General features: G+C 53.0%; 1 rRNA gene. It reads right to left on the bottom strand.

Going from position 1 to position 1618, the window contains the following annotated elements:
- Positions 1-6 precede the first annotated feature (6 nt).
- A 16S ribosomal RNA gene (locus tag RH89_RS14865) occupies positions 7-1558 on the bottom strand.
- Positions 1559-1618 lie beyond the last annotated feature (60 nt).

Below are 1618 nucleotides of genomic sequence, written 5' to 3'. Positions count from 1 at the left end.
ATCGTATAAGGAGGTGATCCAGCCCCAGGTTCCCCTAGGGCTACCTTGTTACGACTTCACCCCAGTCATGAACCACAAAGTGGCAAGCGTCCTCCCGAAGGTTAAACTACCTGCTTCTTTTGCAGCCCACTCCCATGGTGTGACGGGCGGTGTGTACAAGGCCCGGGAACGTATTCACCGTGGCATTCTGATCCACGATTACTAGCGATTCCGACTTCATGGAGTCGAGTTGCAGACTCCAATCCGGACTACGACGCACTTTTTGGGATTCGCTCACTCTCGCAAGTTGGCCGCCCTCTGTATGCGCCATTGTAGCACGTGTGTAGCCCTACTCGTAAGGGCCATGATGACTTGACGTCGTCCCCACCTTCCTCCGGTTTATCACCGGCAGTCTCCCTGGAGTTCCCACCCGAAGTGCTGGCAAACAAGGATAAGGGTTGCGCTCGTTGCGGGACTTAACCCAACATTTCACAACACGAGCTGACGACAGCCATGCAGCACCTGTCTCATAGTTCCCGAAGGCACCAAAGCATCTCTGCTAAGTTCTATGGATGTCAAGAGTAGGTAAGGTTCTTCGCGTTGCATCGAATTAAACCACATGCTCCACCGCTTGTGCGGGCCCCCGTCAATTCATTTGAGTTTTAATCTTGCGACCGTACTCCCCAGGCGGTCTACTTAACGCGTTAGCTCCGAAAGCCACGGCTCAAGGCCACAACCTCCAAGTAGACATCGTTTACGGCGTGGACTACCAGGGTATCTAATCCTGTTTGCTCCCCACGCTTTCGCATCTGAGTGTCAGTATCTGTCCAGGGGGCCGCCTTCGCCACCGGTATTCCTTCAGATCTCTACGCATTTCACCGCTACACCTGAAATTCTACCCCCCTCTACAGTACTCTAGCCTGCCAGTTTCAAATGCAGTTCCGAGGTTGAGCCCCGGGCTTTCACATCTGACTTAACAAACCACCTGCATGCGCTTTACGCCCAGTAATTCCGATTAACGCTCGCACCCTCCGTATTACCGCGGCTGCTGGCACGGAGTTAGCCGGTGCTTCTTCTGCAGCTAACGTCAAAATGTGCATCTATTAAATACACACCCTTCCTCACTGCTGAAAGTGCTTTACAACCCGAAGGCCTTCTTCACACACGCGGCATGGCTGCATCAGGCTTGCGCCCATTGTGCAATATTCCCCACTGCTGCCTCCCGTAGGAGTCTGGACCGTGTCTCAGTTCCAGTGTGGCTGATCATCCTCTCAGACCAGCTAGGGATCGTCGCCTTGGTGAGCCTTTACCTCACCAACTAGCTAATCCCACCTGGGCATATCCTGACGCGAGAGGCCCGAAGGTCCCCCTCTTTGAGCCGAAGCTATTATGCGGTATTAGCCATCGTTTCCAATGGTTATCCCCCACATCAGGGCAATTTCCCAGGCATTACTCACCCGTCCGCCGCTCGACGCCGTTGTCGTTCCCCGAAGGTTCAGACAACTCGTTTCCGCTCGACTTGCATGTGTTAGGCCTGCCGCCAGCGTTCAATCTGAGCCATGATCAAACTCTTCAATTTAAGATTTTGGTCGGCTCAATGAATACTGATTACATTACATAGTAATGTTTGAATTGACTG

Source organism: Vibrio nigripulchritudo ATCC 27043, from assembly GCF_000222685.1.
Lineage (GTDB): Bacteria > Pseudomonadota > Gammaproteobacteria > Enterobacterales > Vibrionaceae > Vibrio > Vibrio nigripulchritudo.
This window is presented reverse-complemented; position numbering and strand designations above follow the sequence as displayed.